At 59.4% G+C, this 3,907-nt stretch carries 4 protein-coding genes; all 4 read left to right on the top strand.

What is annotated here, in order from left to right; translation table 11 throughout:
• The first annotated feature begins 515 nt into the window (after positions 1-515).
• The 4 genes from BP858_RS02455 (at position 516) to BP858_RS02440 (ending at position 3,858) form a co-directional block, all read left to right on the top strand.
• Positions 516-1,124: a response regulator receiver protein gene (locus tag BP858_RS02455; protein ID WP_286878752.1), complete on the top strand. Its 609-nt coding sequence runs from the start codon at positions 516-518 to the stop codon at positions 1,122-1,124.
• 59 nt (positions 1,125-1,183) lie between these two features.
• Positions 1,184-1,858: a metal-dependent hydrolase gene (locus tag BP858_RS02450; protein ID WP_286878751.1), complete on the top strand. Its 675-nt coding sequence runs from the start codon at positions 1,184-1,186 to the stop codon at positions 1,856-1,858.
• Between the two features lie 279 nt (positions 1,859-2,137).
• Positions 2,138-2,815, top strand: coding sequence for a cobalamin B12-binding domain-containing protein (locus BP858_RS02445; RefSeq protein ID WP_062263349.1), 678 nt, complete (start codon positions 2,138-2,140; stop codon positions 2,813-2,815).
• Positions 2,812-3,858, top strand: a complete 1,047-nt coding sequence (locus BP858_RS02440; protein WP_286878750.1) for a uroporphyrinogen decarboxylase family protein — start codon at positions 2,812-2,814, stop codon at positions 3,856-3,858. The genes BP858_RS02445 and BP858_RS02440 overlap by 4 nt, the downstream gene beginning before the upstream one ends.
• The last annotated feature ends 49 nt before the right edge of the window (positions 3,859-3,907 follow it).

The raw sequence follows: 3,907 nt of genomic DNA, 5'->3' as shown, positions 1-3,907 counted from the left end.
GTGGGGCATTCGATCTCGTAGTAGCCTTCCTGAAAGACGTAGAACGACCGCCAGAGGTTCTCGATGTTCCTCTTCATCATCGCTCCGAGCGGGCCGTAATCGATAAAACCGGCGACAGACCCGTATATCTCGGATGAAGGCCAGACAAAACCACGTCTCCTGGCCACATCCATGACTTTTTCGTAAATATCGCTCGTCTCGGCCATAGTCCTGCAGTACACTTGAGCGCCGAGGCTAATAAAGAATGGTTCTCCTCTCACGCGAGATCGTAATTCTTCGTAAAATGGGCTGTGTGAGGAGGCCTTTTTTCCACGGCCGATGACATTTCAGAATATATTGTTGCATCTTTCAAAACGATCTTTCTGTTTAGGCAGTTTATATGGGAAGTTTTAAATGTTAGCAGTTGTAATGTAGGGAGCGTTACGCCCCGGTTGGGGATCATCTATATATATAGGAGGCTGTCATGAGTGGCCTCCTAAGCCAGATGGTGGAATAAAAAACAGAGAGATAGGGACATGGCAGAAGATACCCGCAAGCAGCAGCTCCTTGAGCTGTTCACGACCATCACGAACAAGAAGACGATCGTTGAGCCGATGAGGAAGGTTCACGGTACGCTCCGGGACCGCGATGCTGTTGAGCGCGAGATCGCCCTGATAATGCGTGAGATCCTCGATCAGGGCTACTTCAAGACCAAACTCGCTCCGCGGCAGCTCGCAAAGCTCGTGGTTGCGTACTATGACGGCAAAAACGATACCGAGATTGCGAGGGCGCTCGGCGATGAGAAACTGAGCAAGACTGTGGCACGTGCACGGGTCCGCCTCAAACTCTTCAGGGAACTCGACTTCAAGATGCCGTTCGATCGCGAGCTGATGGCGGAACTTCTTGATTCAGGGAAGACCATGAAGGAGATCAGCGAGGAACTGAACGTGAGCCCCTCCACACTTCGTGAGTACCGTCATGTGATCGAACAGCAGGAGGACACGACCCTGGATCCATACCTGGAACGGATCAGGGATGTGATGGAGGACCGTGATCTCTCCGAGCATATGACGCGTGGCGTCATCAACGACGGCCTGAGTGAAGCCATCGATGTCGCCGAAGCGATCGATATGGGAGAGTTCTGAACTTCTGGCCCACTTTTTTCTGCTGAACATTTTTTAATGCGCAGATCAATCTCTTCTCCATGAGGTTGACCTGGCTTGGCCATGCATGTTTTAGTCTTGAGGGATCGCGGACTGTTCTCATCGACCCCTTCATCCCCGAGGGCTCGCTCCTGGTGGAGCCTGATATCGTTGCGGTGACGCACGCTCATGCAGACCACCTGGGCATGACTGTGCAGCTGAAGAAGAAGACGGTCGCCATCAACGAGGTCGCAAAGTACCTGGCATCGAAGGGTATTCCTGCTGAGCCCATGAACATCGGCGGCAGTATCACCGTGGATGGGGTCAGATTTACGATGACTCCCGCTCTCCATTCATCGTGGCTTGAGGAGGAAGGTATGGGCTTTTACGGCGGCACCGCCGCGGGGTTCGTTATCACGATGGACGGCACCACCGTTTATCACGCCGGCGATACGGCGCTCTTCTCCGATATGCAGCTTATCCGGGACCTCTACCGGCCGGATGTGGCGCTCCTCCCCATCGGCGGGCGCTACACGATGGGCCCGGAGGAGGCGATGGTCGCAGCCCGGTACGTGGGGGCGCAGCTCGTGATCCCGATGCATTACGACACCTTCCCTGCCATCGAGCAAGACGTCCGGAAGTTCAAGCAGGCCATCGAGCGGACGACATCGATCCGGGTCCGGGTTCTCTCGCCGGGTGAGGGGATCGATACCGGTCCCGAAAGCGCCGGGGAGTGAGGAGGGGCAGGCCCCATTGGCGCGAACGTAAACCCGGGTGCACTGCATTCCCGGCTGGTATGAGTATGCAGAGCAGCCGCTGGAACAGGTACCCGTGTGCCCGGGTGGAGAAGGTGCGGGCTGCCCACCGGGCTGTTCCCCGGGGCTCACCCTTCCCTGAAGGCGGCACGACCCATGAACCCCCTCCCGCGAGCCGGGCCCCAAAATCACCGGGTATCTCCTCCCGGTAGGTTGATCCATATCGGCTTCTTTATCAGGGGAATAGGAGTATCAGTACTTATGAGACCGGAAATCCCGGATCACCCGGGCCCGGACGCATCTTCTCCCCAGTTCTCTGATCTGGAAGAGGCGTTGCTGGCTGTCGACCGGATGCGGGCAGGCAGGATCATCGAAGCGGCCTGCGCAGCAAGTTCCCCTGTCTCCTGCATTGAGACCCTGATCGTCCCGGTTCTTGAGGAGATCGGGGAGATGTGGGAACAGGGACAGGTAGCCCTCTCGCAGGTTTACATGAGTGGGCGGATCTCTGAGGAGATTGTCGCTACGATGCTCCCGCCGGGCTCCCCTGAGCGGATAACGCAACCGAAGATAGCGATAGCGGTTCTTGAAGACCACCACACTCTGGGGAAACGGATCCTTCTTGCCGTGCTCCGGGCAGGCGGCTACGAGGTGACCGATTACGGCTCAGGGGTGACGGTCGACAGCCTCGTGGAGCGCGTGCTCCAGGACCGGGTTGAGATCCTGCTCATATCCACGCTTATGCTCCCCGCAGCACTCAGGGCAAAGGAGGCGGTCACCCGTATCAAGGAAGCGATGCCGGAGGCCCAGGTGATCGTTGGGGGAGCCCCGTTCAGGTTCGATGCAGACCTCTGGAAAGAGACCGGAGCCGATGCCGTCGGCCGCTCGGCATCAGATACCCTCACTATCGTGCGGGGGATGGCGGGAGCGGTGGTCTCATGACCGGCGAGATGACCCCGGCCGAGAGGACGGCCGTGACCATGGAGTTTGAGGAGCCCGACCGTGTCCCGCTCTTCCTGCTCTTCACCATCTACGGGGCAAAGGAACTGGGGCTCTCCATCAGGGACTACTTCTCAAGACCGGAGTACGTCGCCGAGGGCCAGATGCGCCTCCAGAAGAAGTTCGGCGGCGACTGCCTCAACCCGTTCTGCTACGCGGCGGTCGAAGTCGAGGCATGGGGAGGAGAGGTGATCTTCGCAGAGGACGGTCCGCCCAATGCCGGCCTGCCGCCGATCCGGAGCCCCGAAGAGATTGAATCCCTCGAGGTGCCGCTCGTCGAGGAGAGCCCCGGTCTCCTCTTCGGGCTCAGGACGATCGAGTTGCTGAAGAAGCAGGTCGGCGATGACGTGCCCATCATGGGTTCGGTGGTATCCCCCTTCTCCCTCCCGGTGATGCAGCTGGGTTTTGATGCATACCTCGACCTCCTGTACGGGGAGCCCGACCTCTTCTGGACACTGATGAAGAACGAGGAGTTCTGTGTTGAGTGGGCAAATGCCCAGGTTGAAGCCGGCGCCACCGCCGTCGGCTACGCCGACCCCCTTGCCTCGCCTGACATGATTCCCCCGGATCTCTACCGCAGGACAGGGTTTGTCGTAGCCCGGCGCACCATTCCCCGGATAGAGGCCGGGGTCGCAACCAGTCTCGCCTCGGCAAGGGCTCTCCCCATCATCGACGACCTGGCCGGGACCGGCAGTGTCGGTGTCGGCGTCAGCGCCTTCGATGACCTTGCCACCGTAAAACGGCAGTGTGCGGGGAGGCTTACCGTGCTTGGGAACCTGAATGCTATCGAGATGCGCCGCTGGACACCTGCACAGGCGGAGGCTGAGGTGAAGCGGGCCATCGCCGCTGCCGGGCCGGGCGGGGGTTTTGTCCTCTCTGACAACCATGGCGAGATCCCCTGGCAGGTGCCCGAGAGCGTCCTCATGGCGATCGCCGCCGCGGTGAGGAAGTGGGGGAACTACCCCCTCGACTGGGTATCAGGATGACGGGAAGATTCGGGGTGCTCTACTGTGAGAATCTGGCCCGGGAGATGGC

The sequence above is a fragment of the Methanoculleus sp. UBA413 genome, assembly GCF_002502935.1.
In the GTDB taxonomy this organism is placed as follows: Archaea; Halobacteriota; Methanomicrobia; order Methanomicrobiales; family Methanoculleaceae; genus Methanoculleus; species Methanoculleus bourgensis.
This window is presented reverse-complemented; position numbering and strand designations above follow the sequence as displayed.

Bases quoted from the DNA above. Each gene is read 5' to 3' on its own strand.
- BP858_RS02455 (WP_286878752.1), top strand. From the start codon at position 516: ATGGCAGAAGATACCCGCAAGCAGCAGCTCCTTGAGCTGTTCACGACC.
- BP858_RS02450 (WP_286878751.1), top strand. From the start codon at position 1,184: ATGAGGTTGACCTGGCTTGGCCATGCATGTTTTAGTCTTGAGGGATCG.
- BP858_RS02445 (WP_062263349.1), top strand. From the start codon at position 2,138: ATGAGACCGGAAATCCCGGATCACCCGGGCCCGGACGCATCTTCTCCC.
- BP858_RS02440 (WP_286878750.1), top strand. From the start codon at position 2,812: ATGACCGGCGAGATGACCCCGGCCGAGAGGACGGCCGTGACCATGGAG.